At 72.6% G+C, this 21,660-nt stretch carries 23 protein-coding genes, 1 tRNA gene and 1 pseudogene; 11 read left to right on the forward strand and 14 right to left on the reverse strand.

Features of this window, described 5'->3' with window-relative positions; all coding sequences use genetic code 11:
• The first annotated feature begins 62 nt into the window (after nucleotides 1-62).
• Nucleotides 63-464 carry a peptide-methionine (R)-S-oxide reductase MsrB gene (msrB, locus tag MSA03_RS11140; protein ID WP_147051048.1) on the forward strand — a complete coding sequence of 134 codons (402 nt, stop codon included), beginning with the start codon at nucleotides 63-65 and terminating at the stop codon, nucleotides 462-464.
• Nucleotides 461-1,081, forward strand: coding sequence for a nitroreductase family protein (locus MSA03_RS11145; protein WP_244946404.1), 621 nt, complete (start codon nucleotides 461-463; stop codon nucleotides 1,079-1,081). The genes msrB and MSA03_RS11145 overlap by 4 nt, the downstream gene beginning before the upstream one ends.
• Here MSA03_RS11145 and MSA03_RS11150 read toward each other — a convergent pair.
• A complete protein-coding gene (locus tag MSA03_RS11150) occupies nucleotides 1,072-2,058 on the reverse strand; it encodes a DMT family transporter (protein ID WP_371863100.1) in 987 nt (328 codons plus the stop codon). The two genes, MSA03_RS11145 and MSA03_RS11150, sit on opposite strands and share 10 nt — an antisense overlap.
• Nucleotides 2,059-2,113: 55 nt before the next feature.
• Between MSA03_RS11150 and MSA03_RS11155 the strand changes: the two genes are divergently transcribed.
• Complete coding sequence (locus tag MSA03_RS11155) at nucleotides 2,114-3,112, forward strand: SDR family oxidoreductase (protein ID WP_147051050.1); 999 nt, start codon at nucleotides 2,114-2,116, stop codon at nucleotides 3,110-3,112.
• A 28-nt stretch (nucleotides 3,113-3,140) separates the two neighbouring features.
• Here the strand turns inward: MSA03_RS11155 and MSA03_RS11160 are convergent, their stop codons facing one another.
• Nucleotides 3,141-3,854, reverse strand: coding sequence for an MBL fold metallo-hydrolase (locus tag MSA03_RS11160; RefSeq protein WP_147051051.1), 714 nt, complete (start codon nucleotides 3,852-3,854; stop codon nucleotides 3,141-3,143).
• Nucleotides 3,855-3,928: 74 nt separating this feature from the next.
• On the opposite strand from MSA03_RS11160, the gene MSA03_RS11165 reads away from it, so the two are divergent.
• A complete protein-coding gene (locus MSA03_RS11165) occupies nucleotides 3,929-4,453 on the forward strand; it encodes a TetR/AcrR family transcriptional regulator (RefSeq protein ID WP_147051052.1) in 525 nt (174 codons plus the stop codon).
• A 3-nt stretch (nucleotides 4,454-4,456) separates the two neighbouring features.
• On the opposite strand, the gene MSA03_RS11170 is transcribed toward MSA03_RS11165, so the two are convergent.
• From MSA03_RS11170 to MSA03_RS11190, 4 genes and pseudogenes are all read right to left on the reverse strand, one after another.
• Nucleotides 4,457-5,308, reverse strand: a complete 852-nt coding sequence (locus MSA03_RS11170) for a transposase (RefSeq protein WP_147051053.1) — start codon at nucleotides 5,306-5,308, stop codon at nucleotides 4,457-4,459.
• A gap of 96 nt (nucleotides 5,309-5,404) precedes the next feature.
• A pseudogene (locus MSA03_RS11180) lies at nucleotides 5,405-6,284 on the reverse strand (S1C family serine protease).
• Between the two features lie 134 nt (nucleotides 6,285-6,418).
• A tRNA-Thr gene (locus tag MSA03_RS11185) sits at nucleotides 6,419-6,491 on the reverse strand.
• Nucleotides 6,492-6,524: 33 nt separating this feature from the next.
• Nucleotides 6,525-7,466, reverse strand: a complete 942-nt coding sequence (locus MSA03_RS11190; RefSeq protein WP_147051054.1) for a DsbA family protein — start codon at nucleotides 7,464-7,466, stop codon at nucleotides 6,525-6,527.
• A 223-nt stretch (nucleotides 7,467-7,689) separates the two neighbouring features.
• On the opposite strand from MSA03_RS11190, the gene MSA03_RS11195 reads away from it, so the two are divergent.
• Together MSA03_RS11195 and MSA03_RS11200 are read left to right on the forward strand one after the other, a co-directional pair.
• Nucleotides 7,690-8,793, forward strand: coding sequence for an ABC transporter ATP-binding protein (locus MSA03_RS11195; protein ID WP_028495005.1), 1,104 nt, complete (start codon nucleotides 7,690-7,692; stop codon nucleotides 8,791-8,793).
• Between the two features lie 79 nt (nucleotides 8,794-8,872).
• Nucleotides 8,873-10,186, forward strand: a complete 1,314-nt coding sequence (locus MSA03_RS11200) for a DUF4032 domain-containing protein (protein ID WP_147051080.1) — start codon at nucleotides 8,873-8,875, stop codon at nucleotides 10,184-10,186.
• Between the two features lie 21 nt (nucleotides 10,187-10,207).
• Here the strand turns inward: MSA03_RS11200 and MSA03_RS11205 are convergent, their stop codons facing one another.
• From MSA03_RS11205 to cysS, 3 genes are all read right to left on the reverse strand, one after another.
• Nucleotides 10,208-10,846 carry an NAD(P)-dependent oxidoreductase gene (locus MSA03_RS11205; protein ID WP_147051055.1) on the reverse strand — a complete coding sequence of 213 codons (639 nt, stop codon included), beginning with the start codon at nucleotides 10,844-10,846 and terminating at the stop codon, nucleotides 10,208-10,210.
• Between the two features lie 69 nt (nucleotides 10,847-10,915).
• A complete protein-coding gene (gene rlmB / locus MSA03_RS11210; protein WP_147051056.1) occupies nucleotides 10,916-11,911 on the reverse strand; it encodes a 23S rRNA (guanosine(2251)-2'-O)-methyltransferase RlmB in 996 nt (331 codons plus the stop codon).
• A complete protein-coding gene (cysS, locus tag MSA03_RS11215) occupies nucleotides 11,904-13,307 on the reverse strand; it encodes a cysteine--tRNA ligase (protein WP_147051057.1) in 1,404 nt (467 codons plus the stop codon). The genes rlmB and cysS overlap by 8 nt, the downstream gene beginning before the upstream one ends.
• Before the next feature lie 39 nt (nucleotides 13,308-13,346).
• Between cysS and MSA03_RS11220 the strand changes: the two genes are divergently transcribed.
• Both MSA03_RS11220 and MSA03_RS11225 read left to right on the forward strand, forming a co-directional pair.
• Complete coding sequence (locus tag MSA03_RS11220; protein WP_147051058.1) at nucleotides 13,347-14,279, forward strand: DMT family transporter; 933 nt, start codon at nucleotides 13,347-13,349, stop codon at nucleotides 14,277-14,279.
• Between the two features lie 7 nt (nucleotides 14,280-14,286).
• Nucleotides 14,287-14,766, forward strand: a complete 480-nt coding sequence (locus MSA03_RS11225; RefSeq protein ID WP_147051059.1) for a GNAT family N-acetyltransferase — start codon at nucleotides 14,287-14,289, stop codon at nucleotides 14,764-14,766.
• Here the strand turns inward: MSA03_RS11225 and ispD are convergent.
• A complete protein-coding gene (ispD, locus tag MSA03_RS11230) occupies nucleotides 14,763-15,971 on the reverse strand; it encodes a 2-C-methyl-D-erythritol 4-phosphate cytidylyltransferase (RefSeq protein WP_147051060.1) in 1,209 nt (402 codons plus the stop codon). The genes MSA03_RS11225 and ispD overlap by 4 nt on opposite strands.
• Before the next feature lie 40 nt (nucleotides 15,972-16,011).
• Nucleotides 16,012-16,494 carry a CarD family transcriptional regulator gene (locus tag MSA03_RS11235; protein WP_147051061.1) on the reverse strand — a complete coding sequence of 161 codons (483 nt, stop codon included), beginning with the start codon at nucleotides 16,492-16,494 and terminating at the stop codon, nucleotides 16,012-16,014.
• A 117-nt stretch (nucleotides 16,495-16,611) separates the two neighbouring features.
• Here MSA03_RS11235 and MSA03_RS11240 point away from each other — a divergent pair, with 117 nt between their 5' ends.
• Nucleotides 16,612-17,106 carry a DNA modification methylase gene (locus tag MSA03_RS11240; RefSeq protein WP_231478546.1) on the forward strand — a complete coding sequence of 165 codons (495 nt, stop codon included), beginning with the start codon at nucleotides 16,612-16,614 and terminating at the stop codon, nucleotides 17,104-17,106.
• Nucleotides 17,107-17,125: 19 nt separating this feature from the next.
• Here the strand turns inward: MSA03_RS11240 and MSA03_RS11245 are convergent, their stop codons facing one another.
• Nucleotides 17,126-17,809, reverse strand: coding sequence for a response regulator (locus tag MSA03_RS11245; RefSeq protein WP_147051062.1), 684 nt, complete (start codon nucleotides 17,807-17,809; stop codon nucleotides 17,126-17,128).
• Nucleotides 17,806-19,017, reverse strand: coding sequence for a sensor histidine kinase (locus tag MSA03_RS11250; protein WP_147051063.1), 1,212 nt, complete (start codon nucleotides 19,015-19,017; stop codon nucleotides 17,806-17,808). Before MSA03_RS11250 ends, MSA03_RS11245 begins: the two co-directional genes overlap by 4 nt.
• 191 nt (nucleotides 19,018-19,208) lie before the next feature.
• Between MSA03_RS11250 and phoU the strand changes: the two genes are divergently transcribed.
• A complete protein-coding gene (phoU, locus tag MSA03_RS11255; protein ID WP_147051064.1) occupies nucleotides 19,209-19,901 on the forward strand; it encodes a phosphate signaling complex protein PhoU in 693 nt (230 codons plus the stop codon).
• A 112-nt stretch (nucleotides 19,902-20,013) separates the two neighbouring features.
• Here phoU and MSA03_RS11260 read toward each other — a convergent pair whose 3' ends face one another.
• The gene (locus MSA03_RS11260) at nucleotides 20,014-20,763 is read right to left on the reverse strand and encodes a phosphoglyceromutase (RefSeq protein WP_147051065.1); all 750 of its coding nucleotides are present in this window, start codon (nucleotides 20,761-20,763) and stop codon (nucleotides 20,014-20,016) included.
• 40 nt (nucleotides 20,764-20,803) lie between these two features.
• Here MSA03_RS11260 and MSA03_RS11265 point away from each other — a divergent pair, with 40 nt between their 5' ends.
• On the forward strand, nucleotides 20,804-21,655 hold the full coding sequence (locus MSA03_RS11265; RefSeq protein ID WP_147051066.1) for a class I SAM-dependent methyltransferase: 852 nt from the start codon (nucleotides 20,804-20,806) through the stop codon (nucleotides 21,653-21,655).
• The last annotated feature ends 5 nt before the right edge of the window (nucleotides 21,656-21,660 follow it).

Consider the following 21,660-nt stretch of genomic DNA (forward strand, 5'->3'; position numbering starts at 1 on the left):
CCATTCTGGGGGAACACTCCCGCCCGCACTCGGGTTGAATGGAGGTGAGAAGGAGTCGACACATGACATACCGCGTGGACAAGACCGAAGACGAGTGGCGCCGCGAGCTGACGCCCGAGCAGTACGCCGTGCTCCGCGAAGCCGGGACGGAGCGCGCCTGGACGGGCGAGCTCCTGGACGAGAGCCGCACCGGCCTGTACACGTGCGCCGCGTGCAACGCCGAGCTGTTCCAGAGCGGCACGAAGTTCGATTCGCACTGCGGCTGGCCGAGCTTCTACGAATCCGTGCGCCCCGACGCCGTCGAGCTCATCGAGGACCGCTCGCACGGGATGGTCCGCACCGAGGTGCGCTGCGCCGCATGCGGCTCGCACCTGGGGCACGTCTTCCCGGACGGGTTCGGCACGCCCACCGGCGACCGCTACTGCATGAACTCGCTGTCGCTGAACTTCGCCCCGGAATCGTGACCGGCGCCGCGCTCGAGGCGGTCCGGGCCCGCCGCTCGTGGTCGAAGGTGACGGCCGAGGCGCCGACGCGCGCCGAGCTGCTCACCCTCGTCGCCGCGGCGGCGCGGGTCGCCGATCACTCGAACCTTCGGCCGTGGCGGCTCATCGAACTGCGCGGCGAGGACCGGGAGCGCCTCGGGCGGGCGATCGCGAAGGCCGACGGCGACACGAAGCCGTCGAGCAAGCCGCTGCGCGCACCCCTGCTCATCGCGGTGGTCGCCAGCTACCAGAAGAGCGGCAAGGTCCCGCGGTGGGAGCAGGAGGCCGTCGCCTCCGGCGTCGCGCACATGCTCAGCCTGCTGCTGGACGAGGCCGGCTGGGGCGTCATCTGGCGCACCGGCCATTACACGCGGGCGAAGGCCGTCGCGAAAGCGCACGGCCTGGAGAAGAACGAAGAGCTCCTCGGCTGGCTGTACGTCGGCGGCAAGCCGGCGGGCGCGCGCACGGGGCGCCGCAAGGCCGTCGACGCGCGGAAGCTCCTGACCCGGATGCCGAAGAGCAAGAAGGATGCCGCAGCGGCCGCCGCGGAACGCGCGGCGTCGCAGGAGGCGGCCGTCGAGCCGGACCTTCAGCCCTGAGCCGCGCCGCCCCGTCCCGGGCGGCGTCGCGGACGCCAGGAGCGGGGTGCGGTCGCGACGACGACGGAGCACAGGGCGATCAGCACGGTGACGATCCCGAGCACGACGCCGGCGCCGGCCGCTGCCGGCCAGAGCAGATCGAGCAGGAACGCCGCGATCAGCTGACCCGCGACGGCGCCGAGCCCGAGCAGCAGCACCCCGGTGTGCACGACGAGCGCCGCCGACAGGAAGATGTAGATGACGCCGAGCACGCCGCCGAGGTAGAGCCAGGGCTCCGTCGGCACCGTCAGCGTGGGCGCCGTGGCGGCGCCGTGCACGACGGCGGCGAGGACGAGGACGAGCGTGCCGCCGGCGAAGTTCACGAACGTCGCCGTGAGCGGCGTGCCCACCCGCTGCCGCAGCCGGCCGTTCGTGGCCTGCTGCCACGCGATGCCGATCCCGGCGAGGAACGGCATCAGCAGCATCCACCACGGCACCTCGTCGAGCACGCCGCCCTGCAGCGACACGACGACGGCGAGGAGGGCCAGCGCTCCGCCCGCGACGCGCGGCATCGTCACGGCGACGACGCCGGCGGGCCCGTAGCCGACACGGTCGAGGACGAGCCCGCACAGCGTCTGCCCCGCGACGACCCCGACCGTGAACAGCGAGACGCCGATCACGGCGACGGCGATGCCCTGGGTCGCGACCGTTAACGCCCCGGCGAGGCCGCCGGCCAGCATCCACCACGGGATGGTGCGCGCGCGCACGCCCTCGATGAGCCGCGCGACGCCGCGCCGGCCGGCCGGCAGCGCGACCGACAGCACGAGGAGCAGCAGCAGACCGGAGCCGAACGAGATCGCCGCGGCGGTCAGCCCGTCGCCGATGCGCAGGCCCAGCTGGCCGTTGACCCGCGCCTGCACGGCCGTGAGCACCCCGACCAACACCGCACCCGACAGCGCCAGCCACGCGGGCAGGCGCGCCGGGGCGGAGGACATCATATGTCCAGCCTAGCGAGGCCGAGACAGGCGGCCCGACCGTGACTATCGTCGGGGGATGAGCTCCCTGCGCATCCTCTTCCTCGGCGGCACCGGCACGATCAGCACCGCGTGCGTGCGCGCGGCCGTGGCCGCCGGCCACGACGTCACCGTCCTCAACCGCGGCACCCGCCACCGCGAACTCCCGCCGGAGGTCCGGACGGTCCGCGGTGACGTGCGCAGCGCCGACGACATCCGCGCGGCGATGGGCGATGACCGCTACGACGTCGTCGCCGACTTCCTCTCCTTCGTGCCGCCGCACGTGCAGACCGTCCTGGATGCCGTGGAGGGCCGCACCGGGCAGTACATCTTCATCAGCTCGGCATCCGCGTACGAGAAGCCGCCGCGCGCACTGCCGGTGACCGAGTCCACTCCCCTGCGGAACCCGTTCTGGCAGTACTCGCGCGACAAGATCGACTGCGAGGACCTCCTCGTCGCCGCGCACCGCACCCGCGCGCTGCCGGTGACGATCGTGCGGCCGTCGCACACGTACGACGAGACGCTGCTGCCGACGATGGGCGGGTGGACCGACATCGCCCGGATGCGGGCGGGGAAACCCGTCGTCATCCACGGCGACGGCACGAGCCTGTGGACCATCACGCATTCCGACGACTTCGCCGTCGCGTTCACGGCGCTGCTCGGCAACCCCGCCGCTATCGGCGACGCGTTCACCATCACGGGCACGCACGCGCCGACCTGGAACCAGATCTACGGCTGGCTGGCGGATGCCGCGGGCGTCGCCGCGCCGGAGTTCATGCACGTGACGAGCGACGCCATCGCGCGCATCGCGCCCGACCTCGGACCGACGCTCCTCGGCGACAAGGCGCACTCGATGCTCTTCGACGCCGCGAAGGTGACGCGGCTCGCACCGGACTTCCGCACGACGGTGACCTTCGACGAGGGCGCCCGGCGGATCCTCGCGTTCTACGACGCGCACCCCGACCGGCAGGTCGTGAAGCCGGAGCTGGATGCCGCGTTCGACGCCATGGCGGCGTACGCGGCGCGGGCCGGGGCCTGAGGCCGGACGCGCCGCGACGCACTCCCGGCTACGCGGCCGCCGCCCGCACCTGGCGCGCCGCGTCGGCCGGCGAGCCGTGCCACGGCGTCCCGTGGCCGGGCAGCACCCACGCGGCGTCGAGCGCCGCGAGCCGGTCGAGCGAGGCGAGGGCCTGATCCGGTTCGTCCGTGAAGGGCGCCGGCTGCGCACCGGGACGGCCGGTCAGGACGTGCCGGGTCGTCAGCGCATCGCCGACGAAGACGGCCTCGACGGCCGGGACGTGCACCGCGACGCTCCCGGGCGAGTGGCCGGGCATCCCGATGACGCGCGGCGATCCGGGCAGGTCGAGCACCTCGCCGTCGGCGACCTCGACGACATCCTGCAGGTAGTGCGTGCGCCAGCCGCGCTTGCGGAGGGCGTAGGCGAAGAACCCGAGCGTCGCACCGATCCGCGCCGTGCCCATGGGCGTCTTGGGCTTGTCGCCGCCGCGCGCCCGGTCGGCGTCGGCGGCGTGGACGAAGACGGGGATGCCGTACTCGCGGCGGAGCCGCTCGGCGAAGCCGATGTGATCGCTGTCGCCGTGCGTGAGGACGATGCCCTTGATGTCGCTCAGCGGACGGCCGAGCGCGGCCAGCTCCGCGCGAAGGTCGGCGATGTGGCCGGGCAGCGCGGCGTCGATGACGGTGATGCCGTCGGGCAGCACGACGAGGTAGGCGGCGACGATGTCGTTGCCGATGCGGTGCAAGTGCGGTGCCAGTTCCATGAGATCCCCCGATCCCTCGATGGCTAATATGTGTAGCCATGATAGCTTAGATTCATAGCCATGGGGAGGGCAGGATGCCGACACCGGAGCGCACCTCGCTCGCCGCGATCGTGACCGCGGGCCGCGACCTGCTGGAGCAGCGCGGTCCGGCGGGCGTCAGCATGCAGGCCGTCGCGGAGCGCGTCGGCGTGAAGGCCCCGTCCCTGTACAAGCGCGTCCGCGACCGCGACACCCTGCTGCAGCTCGTCGCGGAGGCGACCGTCGACGACCTCGGGGAGCGGCTCGCGGGCTCCGACGGCAGTCTCGGCGGCCTCGCCCGCGCCTACCGGGACTTCGCGCACGCCCGCCCGGAGGGGTTCCGGCTCATGTACGCCGTCTCGGGCAGCGCCGAGGCCCTGCAGCGGGCGAGCGAACCCGTGCTGCGCGCGGCGCGGGCGGCGGTCGGCGAGGAGCGTGCGCTCGACGCGGCGCGCCTGCTCACCGCGTGGGCGACGGGTTTCCTCAGCATGGAGCTCGCCGGCGCCTTCCGGCTCGGCGGGAGCGTGGACGAGGCGTTCGCGTACGGCCTCGCCCGCCTCGAAGAGGTGCTCGCCGGCTGACGCTCAGCCGTCGAGTCGCGCCTGAGCCTGCTCGGCGGCACGCCGTGCGGCGGCGGCCTGCTCCCCCGCGCTCTTCCGCTCGGCGGCGAGCGCGTCGATCTCCGCGTGCAGGGCGTCGGATTCCGCACGGACCCGTGCGAGGTCGGCCTCGAGCGCCTCGATCCGGTCCTCGAGCAGCACGGCGCGCTCGCGGGCCGTTCGCCATCGCTCCTCGAGTTGGCTGTGCTCCCGCTCGGCATGTGCGGCGTCGCGTTCGGCGTCGCGCGCGGCGCGCTCGGCATCCCGCCGCTCGCGTCGCGCCTTCAGCTCATCCGTCGGCGCCGCGGCCTCGGCGGGCCGGGCGACATCCAGTGGCCCGGCGACGGCGTCCGCGAGGTCGACGGCATCCATCCCGGAGGCCTCCAACCGGCGCACGAGACGACCGGATGCCACGGCCGCCGCCGCACCGGCATCCCGCATGGCCGCGTTCAGGGTCTGCTCGACGCTCTCCACCGCGGCGGCGCTCACCGTCGCGCCGTGCGCCTCCGCCAGGGCGGCCGCGCGGCGCGCGAGCGCGCGAGTGAGCGTCCGCCGCTCGCGACCCAGGGTCGACAGCGCGACCGCGTCGAGGTCGTCCTGCGCCGCACGCAGCTCGTCGGCGAGCCGGAGCGCCTCGCCGAGCGCGTCGGCATCCTCTCTTGCGAGCACGTTGACGACCCAGGCGGCGAGCAGCGGCTTGCGCAGCGCCCGCACCTCGGCGGCGAGCGCGGTGTCGCCGAGGCTCTTCGCCCGCGCGTTGCGCGCCGCGACGAACTCCTCCGGCGGCAGCGCGCACAGCTCGGCCGCGATCTCGACGATCGTCTGCGGCGCAGCCATGAGCCCATTGTGCCCGGTGGCACTGCGCCCGGTGGCACTGCGCCCGGTGCGACTGCGCCCGGTACGACGGCGCCCGGCGCGACGGCGCCCGACCGGTCAGGTCACCCGGAGCTCCTCCGGCAGCACGACGACGTCGACGAGCGCGCCGTTGCGCCAGACCGTCATCTCCATGCGCCGCCCGATGGCGCCCTCCACCATGCGGCGCTGCACGGCGGTCGGGTCGGCGATCGCCTCGCCGTCGAGGGAGAGCACGATGTCGCCGGTGCGCGCGCCGGCCACCGCGGCGGGACTGTTCGGCGCGACCGAGACCACCTGCATACCCACGCGCGAGCCCGCTTTCGCCGCGACAGCGGGACCGAGCGGCACGGTCGACCCGGCGATTCCCAGCCACGCCCGCCGCACCCGGCCGAAGATCCGCAGGGCGTCGATGATCTCGCGCGTCGTGGCGTTGATGGGCACCGCGAGGCCGAGCCCGATACCCGCGACGGCGGTGTTCACGCCCACCATGCGCCCCGCACTGTCGGCGAGCACCCCTCCGCTGTTGCCGGGGTTGAGCGCCGCGTCGGTCTGGATGACCTCGTCGATGACCCGTCCCGCGCGCGTCGGCAGCGAGCGGCCCATCGCCGACACGATGCCGGCGGTGACACTGCCGGAGACCGCGCGGGTTCCCGAGCGCGACGACGAGCTGCCCCACGCCGAGGGCGGACGCATCGCCGAGCCGCACGGGCGGTGGGGCCGCGCCGTCGGCGCGCAGCACCGCGAGGTCGGAGAGGGGGTCGGCCCCGACGACGGCGGCCGCGGACACGGAGCCGTCGTGGAACGCGAGCTCCACGGCGACGGCGCCTTCCACGACGTGCGCGCTCGTCAGGAGGTGCCCCTCCTCCGTGATGACCGACGCGCTCCCGGCGCCCGCCCCCTGGCGCGTGCGCACGCTCACCGCCGCGACCGACGGCAGCACCGTCTTGGCGACGCGCATGACCGTCGAGGAGTAGGCGTCGAGCGCTTCCTGGTCGTCCACGTGACCAGTGTCGACCTCTCTCCGGGATGCCCAGGCGCGAGTTCGCGCACGGCGGACGGGGCCTGTGGGGAGGACGGCGAGGAGGGGAACGGTGCCGGCTACAGGACTTGAACCTGCAACCCCCGTATTACAAGTACGGTGCGCTACCAATTGCGCCAAGCCGGCAGAGCGCCCAGTCTATCCGGGCGACGGGGGGGGTTACGGCGTCGGGGAGACGGTCGGTGTGGGCGTCGCCTGCGTCTTGTAGAACGCGTCACTGGCGCTCGTCAGCACGAACTGCGAGAACTCGGCGGGGTCGCCGAGCACGCCCACGTACTGCTGACCGTTGACGAGGATCATCGGGGTGCCGGTGAGGCCGAGACCGTCGGTGCCCGGGATGCCGGAGACGGCGCGCTCGGTGGCATCCTTCACCCAGGAGATGTACGCACCGTCGCGGATGCAGGAGCGCACCGTCTTGGGGTCCTCCACACCGGCGGCCTGAGCGAGGTCGGCGAGCTCCTCGTCGGAGAACCCGTCGGAGTCGACCGCCGGCTGGCGCGTCAGCAGCTCGCTGTTGAAGGTGAAGAACGTGGCCGGGGAGTGCGTGGCGACGCAGGCGGCGGCACCGGCGGCGCGCAGCGAGTACTTCGTCCCGTTGGACTTCGCTGTCAGCATCGACACCGGGTGGTAGGCGAGGGTCACGGCGCCGTCGTTCACCCAGGAGGACATCTGCTGCGCGTTCGCGATCTGCCACTCCCGCGCGCCCGGCGAGAGGTAGTCGACGTAGACGTCGATCTCCACGGCGGGGACGCCGGCGGCCTCGGTCTCCTCGGCGGCCGGCGTCGGCGTGGGGGTGGGAGTCGGCGTCGCCTCGGCGACGGCGCCCGCGGCCGGCGCGGACAGGGACCCCGTGATGGACGTGACGGCGAAGCCGTCGTCATCCAGGTTCTGCGGGGACAGCTGCGGACGGCCCATCGCGGAGGACACGGCCCAGGTCACGACGACCGCGAGCGCGGCGACGGCGGCCACGGCTCCGAGCGCCAGCGCGGAGCGGCGCACGAGGCGCGCACGCGACTGCTGGGCGCGCACCTGCTGAGCCTTCTCGCGGACAGCCTCGCGGCGGTCACGCGGTGACGGCGCGTTCGGGGTGTCGCTGGACATGGAACCTTCTCGAGATCGTGCGGCCGTTTCCGGCGGAGTCGCCCGGGCGTGGCGATGGATCCGATGCTAGTAAGACAGGCTGGGAAAAGCCCAGACGCCCCCCTCCCGAACCCCTGCCCCCGTGCCATACTGAACACGCGCCCGATGGCGGGCGCGCGGGGAGACCCGCTCATCTTCACTACGGATCGTCCGGCACGTACCTGCCGGTGAAGGAGAAGAAACGATGGCGTCCGTCACATTCGACAACGCAACCCGCCTGTACCCCGGGGGCACCCGTCCCGCCGTGGACAAGCTCAACCTCGAGGTCGCCGACGGCGAATTCCTCGTCCTCGTCGGCCCGTCCGGCTGCGGCAAGTCCACGTCCCTGCGCATGCTGGCCGGCCTCGAAGAGGTCAACTCCGGCCGCATCCTCATCGGCGACCGCGACGTGACCGACGTGCCGCCGAAGGACCGCGACATCGCGATGGTGTTCCAGAACTACGCGCTGTACCCGCACATGACCGTCGCCGAGAACATGGGCTTCGCCCTGAAGATCGCCGGCGTCGGCAAGGAGGAGCGCGCTCAGCGTGTCCTCGAGGCCGCGAAGCTCCTCGACCTCGAGGAGTACCTCACCCGCAAGCCGAAGGCGCTCTCCGGTGGTCAGCGGCAGCGCGTCGCGATGGGCCGCGCGATCGTCCGCCAGCCGCAGGTGTTCCTCATGGACGAGCCCCTGTCGAACCTCGACGCGAAGCTGCGCGTCCAGACGCGTACGCAGATCGCGTCGCTGCAGCGTCGCCTCGGCGTCACGACGGTCTACGTCACGCACGACCAGACCGAGGCGCTCACGATGGGCGACCGCATCGCCGTGCTCAAGGACGGTCTGCTCCAGCAGGTCGGCACGCCGCGCGACCTGTACGAGAAGCCGAACAACGTGTTCGTCGCCGGCTTCATCGGCTCGCCCGCGATGAACCTGTTCCCGGCGGACCTCGCCGAGGGCGGCATCCGCTTCGGCACCGAGGTCGTCCCGCTCGACCGCGACACGGTCGGCCGCGCGAACGGCAGCCAGGTCACGGTCGGCGTCCGCCCCGAGGACATCGAGGTCGGTCCGGCCGACGGCAAGGGCCTCTCGGTCCAGGTCGACCTGGTCGAGGAGCTCGGCGCCGACGGCTACCTGTACGGCCACACCGAGATCGCCGGCAAGCGCACCGACATCGTCGCGCGCGTGGACGGGCGCAGCCACCCGAACGCGGGCGAGACCGTGACGCTGGCCGCCAAGGCCGGCCACGTGCACGCGTTCGACCTCGAGACGGGCGACCGCCTCAACGACAAGGTCGAAGCGTCGCTCTGATCGAAAACCACGCATCGCGGCGCGGGGGGTCTCCGGACTCTCCGCGCCGCGTCGTTCGACCCGAGAGGTGGGCGACACCGTGCCGGCGTCCCTGACCATCACCGCCAGCAGCATCGACGCGGGGCTGCTGGCCCTCCCCTGGGCCACGCCGCTCGGCGAATGGCCGAGCGAGACGATCGTGTCGCTGCCGAAGGGCATCTCGCGCCATCTCGTGCGTTTCGCGAACCTCTCCGGCCGGGTCGTCGCCGTCAAGGAGACGACGGCCGAGATGGCCCGCCGCGAGTACGAGATGCTCGGCTCGCTCGCCCGCCTCGACGTGCCGTGCGTCGACCGCGTCGCCGTCATCGGCGGCCGCCGCGATGCGAAGGGCGAAGAGCTCCCCGCCGCGCTCGTCACGTCGCACCTCCGGTTCTCCCTCCCCTACCGCGCCCTGTTCACGCAGGTCCTGCGCCCCGACACCGCGAACCGCCTCGTCGACGCCCTCGCCCTGCTCCTCGTGAGACTGCACACCGTGGGCTTCTTCTGGGGCGACGTGTCGCTGTCGAACACCCTCTTCCGCCGGGATGCCGGGGCTTTCGCGGCGTACCTGGTCGACGCGGAGACGGGCGAGCTGCACGAAGCCGGCCTGACCCGCGGCCAGCGCGAGCACGACCTCGACGTCGCCCGCACCAACATCGCCGGCGAGATCATGGACCTCGAAGCCGGCGGCCGGCTGGAGGGCGGGGTGGATGCCGTCGCGATCGCCGACGGCATCGTCTCGTCGTACCACTCGCTGTGGGCCGCCCTCACCGACAGCGAGACGTTCTCCGTCGACGAGGCGTGGCACATCACCGAACGGGTCCAGCGCCTGAACGATCTGGGCTTCGACATCGGCGAGATGTCGATCGACACGACGCAGGACGGCACGCGCGTGTCCATCCAGCCGAAGGTCGTGGATGCCGGTCACCACCAGCGCCGCCTGCTGCGGCTGACGGGTCTCGATGTGCAGGAGAACCAGGCGCGGCGTCTCCTCAACGACATGGACGAGTTCCGCGCCCGCGTCTCCCGCCTGGGCTCGGACGAGGAGATGGTCGCGCACGAGTGGCTCACCCGGGTGTTCGAGCCGGTCGTCAAGGCGATCCCGTGGGACCTCCGCGCCAAGCTCGAGCCCGCCGAGGTGTTCCACCAGGTGCTCGAGCACCGCTGGTACATGTCGCAGGCGCGCGGACGCTCGGTGCCGCTCGCGGAGGTGCTGTCCTCCTACGTGGACAACGTCCTGCGGCACCGCCGCGACGAGGCGACCGTCATGGGCCCGCCGACGGAGACCATGACCCTGTCGACGATCGACCCGGACACGCCCGACGACGAGGTGCCGACCGATTCGGGAACCGTCGACTGGCGCGACCTCGTCTGAGACCGCCCGGACGCGTGCGCGTCAGTAGCCGACGGTGAAGCGCTGCCGCACGTGCCGCGGGTTCTCGATCTCGTCGAGGATCGCGATGGCGAAGTCGGGGCCGGAGATGAAGCTCTCGCCCTCGGCATCCGTCACGATGACGTCCCCGCCGACGCGGTAGCTGCCGGTGCGCTCCCCCGGGTTGAACGCGCCGAACCCGCCGGCCGGGTGCACGAAGAACCAGTCGCGTCCGGACCGGTCGGCCTGGAGGTCCTCCAGCACACCGATGGCCTCGAGCGCCTCCGCCTTGAACTCCTCCGGGAAGCCGCTGTCCACGACGCGCGGCCCGCCGGGCGCCACGAGGCTGCCCCCCGCGCCCCCGACGACGCCGAGGCGCACGGACTCGGGCAGGACGGCGTTGAGGGCGGCGAGGTTCGGGCGGTACAGGCCCTGCATGTCGCCGCGCGGCGCGATGGCCGAGACGACGACGTCGACGCCCTCGAGCTCGGCGACGAGGGACGGGACGTCGAGCAGCGTGCCCTCGAGGTAGGTGGCGCCCTCCACGCGGTCGGCGGGAAGGGTCCGGGCGACGGAGAGCACGGTGTGGCCGCGCTGCACCGCCTCCGCGACGATGTGACGACCGGCGTAGCCGGTGCCTCCGAGAACGGCGATGCGGGCCATGGTGTTCCTTTCGTCGGACGTGTCGGAGAGAACAAGCCGCCCGGGGGCGGCGCTATTCCCGCGAACCGGTCACTCGGTCCCGGCGCGGAGCGTGGCGACCTGGTAGAGCGCGACGGATGCCGCGATGCCGGCGTTGAGCGATTCGGTCGCCGCGGAGATCGGGATCGAGACGATCTGGTCGCACGTCTCGGTCACGAGGCGGGACAGTCCCTTGCCTTCGGAGCCCACGACGATGAGGACGGGGCGGTCGGCGAGTTCGAGCTGCGGCAGCGACACGTCGCCTCCGCCGTCGAGGCCGAGCACGAAGACGCCCTGCTTCTTGAACTCCTTGAGCGTCGTCGTGAGGTTGGGTGCGATCGCGACCGGGATGCGGGCTGCCGCGCCGGCGCTCGTCTTCCAGGCCGCCGAGTTGACGCCGGCGGACCGGCGCTGCGGGATGATGAGCCCCTGGCCGCCGAAGGCGGCGGTGGAGCGGATGATCGCCCCGAGGTTCCGCGGGTCGGTGACGCCGTCGAGGGCGACGAGAAGCGGCAGTTCGCCGCGGTCGATGATCTCCTCGAGGAGGTCCTGCGGGTGCGAGTACTCGTAGGGCGGCACCTTCAGCGCGACGCCCTGGTGCACGCCGTCGAAGCCGGCCATGCGGTCCAGCTCGGGGCGGGTGACCTCCATGACGGGGATGCCGCGGTGCGTCGCGATCGACAGCATCTCCTTGACGCGGTCGTCCATCTCGACGCGCTGCGCGATGTACAGCGCCGTGGCGGGGATCTTGGCGCGCAGCGCCTCGAGCACGGAGTTGCGCCCCGTGACGTTCTCGGTGTCGTCGCCGGCCTTCGCCTTCGGCGCACGGGAGCCGCCGCCGGGCTTCTGCCCGGGCCTGCCCTTGCCGCCCGCGGCCGCGAAGCGCTCGGCCGCGGCCTTGCGCTTGCCGGCCGGGTGCCACGCGCGGTCTTCGGCCTTCGGGGTCGGCCCACGGCCCTCCAGCGAGCGCTTGTTCTTGCCGCCGGTGCCCTTGGGCGGGCCCTTCTTCTTGCCCTTGCCGGCGGAGGGGTTACCTGGCTTAGCCATTGCTCAAACTCCAATGGGTCCCGTCGGGACCGTCTTCGAGGGCGATGCCGGCCGCCGCGATCGCGTCGCGGATGCGGTCGGCGGCCGCCCAGTCTCTGTTCGCGCGCGCGTCGGCGCGCTGGGTGATCATCGTCTGCACGAGGGTGTCGAGCGCGGCTGCCTCGCCGCTGTCGCCCCCCACGCGCCAGAAGGGGTCTTCCGGGTTGAGGCCGAGAAGTCCGGTCATCCGCCCGACCTGCACGGCGGCGGCGGCCGCGGCGGCGCGGTCCCCGGCATCCAGGGCGGCGTTGCCGGCCCGCACGCGCTCGTGGATGAGGGCGAGGGCCTGCGGCACGCCGAGGTCGTCGTCCATGACGGCGGTGAACTCCTCGGGCAGGTCGGCGACCGTGAGCCAGCTGTCCGCGCCGAGCGTGCGGGCGGCCCGCTGCTGGAAGGTGCGGATGCGGTCCAGCGCCGCCTCGGCCTCGTCGAACGTGGTCGGGGCGATGTCGAGGCTCGACCGGTAGTGGGCGGCGGCGAGGGCGTAGCGGACGACGAGCGGGTCGCGGCCGCGCAGCACGTCGTCGGCGAGCAGGACGTTCCCGAGCGACTTCGACATCTTCTGGTCGCCGACCGTGACGAGGCCGTTGTGCACCCAGTACCGGGCGAACGTGTCGCCGGCCGCGGTGGACTGCGCGAGCTCGTTCTCGTGGTGCGGGAAGCGCAGGTCGAGGCCTCCCCCGTGGATGTCGAACTCGCCGCCGAGGTAGCGCCTGCTCATCGCCGAGCACTCGATGTGCCAGCCGGGACGGCCGCGTCCCCACGGCGAATCCCACGCGGCGTCGGCCGGCTCGCCCGGCTTCGCCGCCTTCCAGAGGGCGAAGTCGTGCGGGTCGCGCTTGCCGCGCGGGTCCGCGTCGGCGGCGGCCTCCATGGCATCCACACCCTGCCGGGTGAGCTCCCCGTAGGTCGGCCAGGACCGCACGTCGAAGTACACGTCACCGGCCGCGGCGTAGGCGTGCCCCCGCTCGATGAGGAGGGAGATGAGCTCGAGCATCTGCGGGATCGACGCGGTCGCCCGCGGCTCGTACGTGGGCGGGCGGATGCCGACGGCCGCGTACGCGCGGGAGAACTCGAGCTCCATGCGGTACGCGAGCGCCCACCAGGGCTCGGCCTCGCTCGCGCCGGCGAGGACCTTGTCGTCGATGTCGGTGACGTTGCGGACGAAGGTGACCCGGCCGAACCGGTGCTCGAGCCAGCGGCGCAGGATGTCGAAGCTCAGCGCGGCACGCACATGCCCGATGTGCGGGCCGGACTGGACCGTCGGGCCGCACACGTACATCGTGACGTTGCCGGGGTCGGCGGGCGCGAAGTCGCGCAGCGCCTGCGCCTTGGTGTCATAGAGCCGGACCGTCACCGCACCAGCCTACCGGCGGGGTCACGATAGAACTGTAGGGTGATCTCCGTCCTCGCCGTCCTCGTCGCGGCTCTGCTGTTCGGCACGACGGGAACGGCGCAGGCGCTCGGCCCGGAGGACACCACCCCGCTGGCGGTCGGCGTCATGCGACTCATCATCGGCGGCACGGTGCTCGCCGGCGTGTCGGCGCTCCTCGCCCGCCGACACGCCCGCACCCGGATCACGCCGGCTCCGCGCGCCGGGACGCGGGCGGTGCTGCTCATGTCGGCGACCGCCGTGTGCCTGGCCGTCTACCAGCCGCTCTTCTTCCTGGGGACGGCCCGCAACGGGGTCGCTGTCGGCACCGTCGTGGCGCTCGGCTCCGCGCCCGTCCTCGCCGGGGTCCTCGAGTGGCTGCTCACGCGCCGCCGCCCGAGCGGGATCTGGCTCGGCGCGACCGCCCTCGCGACGATCGGCGTCGTGCTGCTGGGCTTCGGCGGGCAGGAGCACACCGCCGGCTCCGCGGGCACCGACGCACTCGGGCTCCTCGGCTCGATCGGCGCGGGGGCCTCGTTCGCCGTCATCGCGGTGTCGCAGCGCCGCCTGCTGGATGCCGGATGGGATCCGTTCACCGTCGTCGGCGCGATGGGCGCGGGCTCGGCCGTCATCGCCCTGGCCGCGCTCCCGTTCGTCGACGTCTCGTGGGTCGCCGAGCCGCGCGGCGCCCTCATGGCGGCGTGGCTCGGGATCGCGACGATCGTCGTCGCGTACGGCCTCTTCACATGGGGTCTCGGCGGGCTGACCGCCGCGACCGCCGCGACCCTCACCCTCGGCGAGCCGCTCACCGCGAGCGTGCTCGGCCTCGTCGCGCTCGGCGAGCGGCTCGCGCCGCTCGCGATCGCGGGTCTCATCGTGCTGGCCGCGGGACTCGCGCTGCTGGCCGCGGGGTCGCGCGCCCCGCGCGACCCCGCCCCGTTCGCCGTCGAAGGATAGGAGACCCATGACGCTGCAGATCCGCGAGGACGACCTCACCGGCGCCGCGACGCAGGCGCTCGTCGCCGTGCATCTCGCGGGCGTGCACGCGGACTCCCCGGAGGAGAGCTGCCACGCCCTCGGCCTCGACGCCCTGCGCGACCCGTCCATCACATTCCTGTCGGCGTGGGAGGGCGACGACCTCGCCGGCATCGGGGCGCTCAAGGACCTCGGCGGGGGCCGCGGGGAGCTCAAGTCCATGCGGGTCGACGACCGATTCCGCGGCACGGGCGTCGGGCGCGCGCTGCTGCGGGCGCTGATCGGGGTGGCGCGGGAGCGCGGCATGACGAGCCTGTGGCTGGAGACCGGGACGATGCCGTCGTTCGCGCCCGCACGACGTCTCTACGAGAGCGCGGGTTTCGTGGAGTGTCCGCCGTTCGGCGACTACCGCCTCGACCCGTACTCGGTGTTCCTCACCCTCGATCTGGCGGCGCCGGACGAAGGCTAGGCGGGCACCACGAGCGCGACGGCGAATGCCGCGACGCCCTCCCCTGCGCCGGTGAACCCCAGGCCGTCGGTGGTCGTCGCCGACACCGACACAGGTGCGCCGAGCGCCGCCGACAGTGCCGCCTCGGCCTCGGCGCGGCGGGCGGCGAACCGCGGCCGGTTGGCCTGCACCTGCACCGACACGTTGCCGATGGCCCAGCCCGCCTCGCCCAGCAGCGCCCGCGTCCGGACGAGGAACGTGTCGGCGTGCGCGCCGGCGTACTCGGGATGCGCCGTGCCGAAGTGGGTGCCGATGTCGCCGAGCCCCGCCGCAGCGAGCAGGGCGTCCACGATCGCGTGGGCGACGGCGTCCCCGTCGGAGTGGCCGTGCAGGGCCGTCTCCCCCGGCCATTCCAGGCCGGCGAGCCACAGGGTGCCGTCCCCGCCGAACGCGTGCACGTCGGTGCCGACGCCGACGCGGGGCAGGCCGGGCCGGCGGTCGATCGGGGCGGCGGCCGGCGCGACGGCCGGGACTGCCGAGCCGACGAGGCCGCGCGCGCGGTCGAGGTCGGCGGGCGTCGTGATCTTGAACGAGAGCTCGTCGCCCGGGACGGTGAAGACGGGGAAACCCGCGGCCTGCACGAGCGCCGCGTCGTCGGTGTGCTCGGCCGATGCGACCCGGTACGCGGTTTCGAGGATGTCGCGCCGGAATCCCTGCGGCGTCTGCGCGGCCGCGAGCGCCGCCCGATCCACGGCCGCCGTCACGGCGGGGCCGTCCACGCGCTTGAGCGTGTCGACGACCGGAAGCGCCGGGATGACGGCATCCCGCCCCGCCGCCACCGCCGCGACGACCCGCTCGAAGACGGCCGGGGGCGTGAGCGCGCGGGCGGCGTCGTGCACGAGGACGATCTCGACGTCCGGCCAGACGGCCTTCAGCCCGGCGGCCACCGACGCCTGCCGCGTATGCCCGCCGGGGACGACGACGGCGAGGTCGCGCAGGTCTCCGGCGGCTTCATGCGCGTCCGTCAGGGCATCGCCCAGCCGGTCGGCCGGTGCCACCACGATCACCTGGGCGGGCGGACCCGCGAAGACACCGCGCAGCGCGTGCCGCAGGATGCTGTGCGCGTCGAGTCCGACGAACGCCTTGGGTGCGCCGGCGTCGAGCCGCTGCCCGGAGCCTGCCGCGACGACGATGACGGCCACCCGGGGAACGGGAACGATGCTCATGGATCCGAGCGTACCGACCCGTCCGGGGAGACCGACGGGGTCAGGAGGCGAGGACCTCGTCGAGCACGCCGCCGGCGTGGTCTTCGTCGGCCTTGAGGGCGAGGGCGATCTCGGAGATGAGGATCTGCCGCGCCTTCGCGAGCATGCGCTTCTCACCGGCCGAGAGGCCGCGGTCCTGATCGCGGCGCCACAGGTCGCGGACGACCTCGCTCACCTTGATGACATCGCCGGACGCCAGCTTCTCCAGGTTCGCCTTGTAGCGGCGGGACCAGTTCGTGGGCTCCTCCGTGAAGGGAGCGCGGAGCACGTCGAAGACGCGCTCGAGGCCGTCCTTGCCGATGACATCGCGGACACCCACGAGATCGACGTTGTCCGCCGGGACCTCGATGATCAGATCGCCCTGGGTGACGTTGAGCTTCAGATACCTCTTCGTCTCACCCTTGATGATGCGGTCCTTGACCTCGATGATGGTCGCAGCGCCATGGTGCGGATAGACGACCGTCTCGCCAACCTCAAAAAGCATGTAGTTATGTCCTTTCGGCAACCTCTAGTTTACCACAGCCCGGGATGCGCTAAGGTTCTCCCCCGCCTCCGACACCCGCGCCGCGATGCGGCATGGCGTACCCATACAATGTGAGGGATGCCGCTCGCTTCATCTGGAGGAACCGTGAACTCGCGTCTTGCCGCGTCCCTCGTCCTGGGAATCGCCGTCGCCCTGGGTGCGACCGGCTGCGCCATGGTCTCCCCGCAGGCGACGACCATCCCCTACTCGCCCTCGGACGGCGTGAACGTGCCCGACTCGGGCCCCCTGAAGGTGCGCAACGCGCTCATCGTCACCGACGAGTCCGGCACGACGGGGAACCTCATCGCCGCGATCGTCAACGACACCGACAGTGCCGAGACGCTGAGCCTCGGCATCGACGGCGAGACGCAGACGGTCCGCGTGCCGGCCCGCAGCGTCGTGAGCCTCGGCGGCGACGACGAGGACCCCCTCCTGCTGGAGGGCCTGAACACGTCGGCCGGCGAGACGCTCGCCGTCACGTTCCAGTCCGGCACCGGCACCGGTGTCGAGGCGGAGGTCCCGGTCCTCGACGGGGAACTCGCCTACCTCGAGGACTTCGTCCCCGAGTCCTGAGCGCGCGTCCCGCGCGGCGTCACGCCTCGAAGCGGTAGCCGAGCCCGCGCACCGTCAGCAGCATGACCGGCTCGCTGGGGTTCTCCTCGATCCGCGAGCGGATGCGCTTGATGTGCACGTCGAGCGTCTTGGTGTCGCCGAAGTAGTCGGTGCCCCACACCCGGTCGATGAGCTGACCGCGGGTCAGGACACGACCGGCATTGCGCACGAGCACCTCGAGCAGCTCGAATTCCTTCAGCGGCATGGCGATCTCCCGCCCGTCGACGGCGACCGTGTGGCGGTCGATGTCGATCGTGACCCGGCCTCCCTCCAGCACCCGCTCGGAGACGTCGGTCTCGGCGGTGTCCGCGCGGCGCAGCACCGCCCGCATCCGGGCGAGCAGCTCGCGGGACGAGTAGGGCTTCGTGACGTAGTCGTCGGCGCCGAGCTCCAGACCCACGACGATGTCGACCTCGGAGTCCTTGGCCGTCAGCATGATGATGGGCGTGGTGGAGGTCGAGCGGATGACGCGGCACACCTCCGTCCCCGGCATCCCGGGCAGCATGAGGTCGAGCAGGACGATGTCGGCGCCGCGGGTGGCGAACGCGTCGAGGGCCGACGGCCCGTCCTCCGCGATGTCGACCTCGAACCCCTCACGCCGCAGCAGGTAGGCGAGCGGCTCGGCGAGGTCGGGCTCGTCCTCGACGATCAGGACGCGGGTCATGGCTGGTCTCCCTTCACGAGCTCGGCGGACGTGCCGGCTCGCTTCTTGCTCTTCCTGGGCTTCTTCGACTTCTTGTGCGCCGTCACCGCGCCGGCCGGTTCGACGGCCGAGAGGCGGATGGTGAACGTAGAGCCGCGGCCGGGCCGCGACCAGAGCAGCACCTCCCCGCCATGGCGCTGCACGGCGTGCTTGACGATGGACAGGCCGAGGCCGGTGCCGCCGGTGCGGCGCGAGCGCGCCTGGTCGGCACGGTAGAACCGCTCGAACACGCGTTCCTGCTCGGCCTCCGGGATGCCGATCCCGCGGTCGGTGACCGCGATCTCCACATGGTCGTCGGCGCGCTTGACCCCGACACCGACCTGCCCGCCCGCCGGCGAGTAGGCGATGGCGTTCGCGATGAGGTTGCCGACGGCTTCGATGAGGATCTGCACGTCGCCGCGGACGTAGAGTCCCCGGTCGCCGCCGCGGACCACGGTGATGCCGGCGGAATCGGCGGCGACGGCCTGCGACTCGAGCGCCGCCGTCACGACCTCGTCGATGGAGACATCGCGGAGCTCGGTGAGGTCTTCCGCGGACTGCAGCCGGGAGAGGTTCATGATGCGGGAGGTCAGCTGGCCGAGCCGCGTGGCCTCGGCGGTGAGCCGGCCGGCGAAGTAGCGGACCTGCTCGGGGTCGTCCGAGGCCGACTCGATGGCCTCCGCGAGGAGCGTCACCGCGCCCACGGGGGTCTTCAGCTCATGGCTCGTGTTGGCGACGAAGTCGCGCCGCATCTCCTCGAGGCGCTCCCGCTCGGTGATGTCGCGGAGGACCAGAAGGGTCAGTCGCGGCGTGATGGGCGTCGCCCGCGCGACGACGGAGCGGGGTTCCGCGCCGCGGCGGAGCCGCAGGGTCTCGACCTGCGCGTGTCCCGTCGAGCGCGCCCGGCGCAGCAGTGCCCGCAGCTCGTCGCCGGAGAGGTTCGAGCCCTCCGCCATCCCGAACATCTCCGCGGGGGCGGATGCCGCGACGATCAGCAGCGACGTGTCGACGACGATCGCGGTCTCATCCATCCCCTGCAGCACGTCGCGGGCGCCGTTCGGGATCTCCAGCGACGTCTCCACCCGCGCGCGCTCCCGCGCGCGGAGGGCGAGCAGCACGACCGCGGTGACGACGACGCCGATGAGCACACCCATGCCCAGGGCGAGCAGCGCCAGCGGCAGGGGGTCCATAGCTCTCAGCGTAGGGTGGTCGGACGCCGGCTCGACGACCGATTCGGCGCCGCGGCGGGATTCACCGCCGACTGTTCACGGATGCGGCACCGTTCGTTAACCTTCGCGGGAGAGGATCGCGGAGTCGCGGGCGCGGCCTCCTGCCGTGCTCGCGATGCCCGCCGCAGGCGGAGAGAGAGAAGGATGCTGTGATGCGCGGAGTGTTCCACCAGTCCCTCGAGGACGTCCAGGGACGGCTCGTCGAGATCGCCGACCTCGTGACGGTCGCCATCGAGAAGGCGACGCGCGCGTTCGCGACGAGCGACGTCTCGCTCGCCGAGGACGTCATCGAACAGGACCGCGTCATCGACGAGAAGGCGATCGCGCTCGACGAGCTCGCGATCGAGATCCTGGCGCGCCAGCAGCCCGTCGCGCGGGACCTCCGCATCGTGGTGGCCGCCCTCCGGGTGAGCGCGTCGCTCGAGCGGATGGGCGACATCGCCGAGCACATCGCGCAGCTCACGCGCATGCGCTTCCCCGAGCGCGCGATCCCGAAGGGCCTGAAGAACACCTTCACGAAGATGGGTCTCCTCGACGTCGAGGTCGCCCGCACCCTCGCGGAACTGCTCCGCACCGAGAACCTGGCCCTCGTCGAGGTGCTGCGCACCAGCGAGGACCGCCTCGACGACCTGCACCTGTCGGTCTTCGAGAAGGTGCTGAGCGACAACTGGCAGGGCGAGGCGGCGGCCACGGTGGACGCGACCCTGGCAAGCCGCTACCTGGAGCGCTTCGGCGACCATGCGGTCTCGGTCGCCAAGAAGGTCGCCTACCTTGCGACCGGCGACTGGACCCCGGACACCGACACCATCTCGGTCATCGTGGGCCAGCCGTCCCGCGACGCCTGACGCCGCCCCGCGGCATCCGCATCCGTCTCGCGCTGCCGAAAACGGCACGCGCTGCGGAACATCCAGCAGCGCGTGCCGTTTTCGACCGCGGCAGCGAGCGAGTCGGCGCGTGCTACTTCTTGCCCTGCGCGGCCACGGCGGCAGCGCCGGCGGCGGCGGCCTCCGGGTCGAGGTACTCGGCGGGCTCGAGGGGCATGAAGTCCTCGCCCAGGCGGTACACCAGCGGGATGCCGGTGGGGATGTTGAGCTCCGCGATGTCGGCGTCGCTGATGCCGTCCAGGTGCTTCACGAGTCCGCGCAGCGAGTTGCCGTGCGCCGTGACGAGCACGGTCTTGCCGGCCTTGAGGTCGGGGATGATCTCACCCTCCCAGTACGGCAGCAGACGGTCGATGACGAGCTTGAGCGACTCGGTGCGGGGCACGTCGCCGTCGATGTCCGCGTAGCGCGGGTCGTTCACCTGGCTGTACTGGTCGTCGTCGGCGAGGTCCGGCGGCGGCACGTCAAACGAGCGGCGCCACAGCATGAACTGCTCGTTGCCGTACTCCTCGAGGGTCTGCGCCTTGTCCTTGCCCTGCAGCGCGCCGTAGTGGCGCTCGTTGAGGCGCCACGACCGCTTCACGGGGATCCACAGCCGGTCGGCCGCGTCCAGCGCGATGTCCGCGGTCTGGATCGCGCGGCTCAGCAGCGAGGTATGCAGGATGTCGGGCAGGATGCCGGCTTCGGCGAGCAGCTCGCCGCCGCGCCGGGCCTCGGCCTTGCCCTGGTCGGTGAGGCGGACATCCACCCATCCGGTGAACTGGTTGGACTTGTTCCACTCGCTCTGCCCGTGGCGGAGGAGGATCAGCGTGTACGGCGCGGTCATGCCGCCATCCTATCGGCGGGGACGCTGGCATCATGGGGGGATGGCGCCGGGGAAAGTCCCTGCGGGCGTGGTCGGTCAGATCACCCGCGGGACGACGAACACGAACCGCCTGCGGCGCGTGGACCGATGGATCGCGCGTCATCCCGCGCTGCGCCGCACGACGGACCCCCTCGTCGTCGACCTCGGCTACGGCGCGAGCGGAGTGACCGCGTTCGAGCTCGAGGCGCGCCTGCGCCCGGTCCGCCCCGATGTCGAGGTGCGGGGCCTGGAGATCGACCCCGCCCGGGTGGCGCGGGCGGACGCCCAGCTGGCCGAGGTGCGCGCCGGCCGCACCCCGTTCGCGGCGGACGCACGTGTGTCGTTCGCGCGGGGCGGGTTCGAGGTCCCGCTTCCGGACGGGCGCCGGCCGGCCGTCATCCGCGCGTTCAACGTGCTGCGCCAGTACGACGAGCGCGAGGTCGCGGACGCGTGGCAGCGGATGGCCGGCCGGCTGGCGCCGGACGGCATCCTCGTGGAGGGCACGTGCGACGAGCTCGGCCGTATCAGCACGTGGGTCGAGGTCGGCGCCGACGCCGTCCCCCGCACCCTGACGATCTCGCTGCGCCTCACCGATCTGGCGTCGCCGCTGATCGCTGCCGAGCGGCTGCCGAAGGCGCTCATCCACCGGAACGTCCCGGGCGAGCGGGTGCACGCGTTCCTCGCGGCCCTCGATACGGAGTGGGTGCGGGCCGCGCCGGCGTCCGCGTTCGGCCCCCGGCAGCGCTGGGCGGCGGCGCTGAGCGGCCTGGCCGCGAACGGCTGGCCGGTGGGCGGGCGGCCCAGCGGCGGCCGGTCACGCTGGCGGCTCGGTGAGGTCACCGTGCCGTGGGCGTCGGTCGCGCCCCGGGCCTGACCCGA

Source organism: Microbacterium saccharophilum (assembly GCF_007992455.1).
GTDB lineage: Bacteria > Actinomycetota > Actinomycetes > Actinomycetales > Microbacteriaceae > Microbacterium > Microbacterium saccharophilum.

Excerpts from the sequence above, each read along its gene's own strand:
- MSA03_RS11195 (WP_028495005.1), top strand. The coding sequence starts at position 7,690 with ATGGCGTCCGTCACATTCGACAACGCAACCCGCCTGTACCCCGGGGGC.
- MSA03_RS11240 (WP_231478546.1), top strand. The coding sequence starts at position 16,612 with ATGCCGCTCGCTTCATCTGGAGGAACCGTGAACTCGCGTCTTGCCGCG.
- ispD (WP_147051060.1), bottom strand. The coding sequence starts at position 15,971 with ATGAGCATCGTTCCCGTTCCCCGGGTGGCCGTCATCGTCGTCGCGGCA.
- MSA03_RS11245 (WP_147051062.1), bottom strand. The coding sequence starts at position 17,809 with ATGACCCGCGTCCTGATCGTCGAGGACGAGCCCGACCTCGCCGAGCCG.
- MSA03_RS11190 (WP_147051054.1), bottom strand. The coding sequence starts at position 7,466 with ATGTCCAGCGACACCCCGAACGCGCCGTCACCGCGTGACCGCCGCGAG.
- MSA03_RS11250 (WP_147051063.1), bottom strand. The coding sequence starts at position 19,017 with ATGGACCCCCTGCCGCTGGCGCTGCTCGCCCTGGGCATGGGTGTGCTC.
- MSA03_RS11235 (WP_147051061.1), bottom strand. The coding sequence starts at position 16,494 with ATGCTTTTTGAGGTTGGCGAGACGGTCGTCTATCCGCACCATGGCGCT.
- rlmB (WP_147051056.1), bottom strand. The coding sequence starts at position 11,911 with ATGGCTAAGCCAGGTAACCCCTCCGCCGGCAAGGGCAAGAAGAAGGGC.
- MSA03_RS11225 (WP_147051059.1), top strand. The coding sequence starts at position 14,287 with ATGACGCTGCAGATCCGCGAGGACGACCTCACCGGCGCCGCGACGCAG.
- MSA03_RS11170 (WP_147051053.1), bottom strand. The coding sequence starts at position 5,308 with ATGGCTGCGCCGCAGACGATCGTCGAGATCGCGGCCGAGCTGTGCGCG.
- MSA03_RS11205 (WP_147051055.1), bottom strand. The coding sequence starts at position 10,846 with ATGGCCCGCATCGCCGTTCTCGGAGGCACCGGCTACGCCGGTCGTCAC.
- MSA03_RS11260 (WP_147051065.1), bottom strand. The coding sequence starts at position 20,763 with ATGACCGCGCCGTACACGCTGATCCTCCTCCGCCACGGGCAGAGCGAG.
- msrB (WP_147051048.1), top strand. The coding sequence starts at position 63 with ATGACATACCGCGTGGACAAGACCGAAGACGAGTGGCGCCGCGAGCTG.
- MSA03_RS11155 (WP_147051050.1), top strand. The coding sequence starts at position 2,114 with ATGAGCTCCCTGCGCATCCTCTTCCTCGGCGGCACCGGCACGATCAGC.
- MSA03_RS11160 (WP_147051051.1), bottom strand. The coding sequence starts at position 3,854 with ATGGAACTGGCACCGCACTTGCACCGCATCGGCAACGACATCGTCGCC.
- phoU (WP_147051064.1), top strand. The coding sequence starts at position 19,209 with ATGCGCGGAGTGTTCCACCAGTCCCTCGAGGACGTCCAGGGACGGCTC.
- MSA03_RS11265 (WP_147051066.1), top strand. The coding sequence starts at position 20,804 with ATGGCGCCGGGGAAAGTCCCTGCGGGCGTGGTCGGTCAGATCACCCGC.
- MSA03_RS11150 (WP_371863100.1), bottom strand. The coding sequence starts at position 2,058 with ATGATGTCCTCCGCCCCGGCGCGCCTGCCCGCGTGGCTGGCGCTGTCG.
- MSA03_RS11165 (WP_147051052.1), top strand. The coding sequence starts at position 3,929 with ATGCCGACACCGGAGCGCACCTCGCTCGCCGCGATCGTGACCGCGGGC.